This is a genomic window from Myceligenerans pegani, from assembly GCF_014892515.1.
GTDB classification, from domain to species: domain Bacteria; phylum Actinomycetota; class Actinomycetes; order Actinomycetales; family Cellulomonadaceae; genus Myceligenerans; species Myceligenerans pegani.
In genome coordinates this window covers 1-315 of sequence record NZ_JADBGR010000011.1, presented here as the reverse complement: position 1 = coordinate 315, position 315 = coordinate 1, and the positions used below count along the sequence as shown (strand labels likewise).

Below are 315 nucleotides of genomic sequence, written 5' to 3'. Positions count from 1 at the left end.
CGTTGAGTGCGCCATCAGGGACTCGAACCCCAAACCCGCTGATTAAGAGTCAGCTGCTCTGCCAATTGAGCTAATGGCGCTCAACCCTCCCCACCCATGATCACTGCACGCTAGAGGCGGCCGCAACCACGGAGGGGGTCCGGGGGCAAGCCCCCGGGCGGGGTGTGGGGGCTGCGCCCCCACAAGACATCAACGAAGTGGCAAGGCCCACGAAGTGGGCGTAAGCCACCCCCGCTGAGTGCGCCATCAGGGACTCGAACCCCAAACCCGCTGATTAAGAGTCAGCTGCTCTGCCAATTGAGCTAATGGCGCGTG

At 63.2% G+C, this 315-nt stretch carries 2 tRNA genes; both read right to left on the bottom strand.

The window, feature by feature from the left end:
* Window positions 1-7 precede the first annotated feature (7 nt).
* Window positions 8-80, bottom strand: a tRNA-Lys gene (locus IIE03_RS00455).
* 159 nt (window positions 81-239) lie between these two features.
* Window positions 240-312: transfer RNA gene (locus IIE03_RS00450), tRNA-Lys, on the bottom strand.
* Between the last annotated feature and the right edge of the window lie 3 nt (window positions 313-315).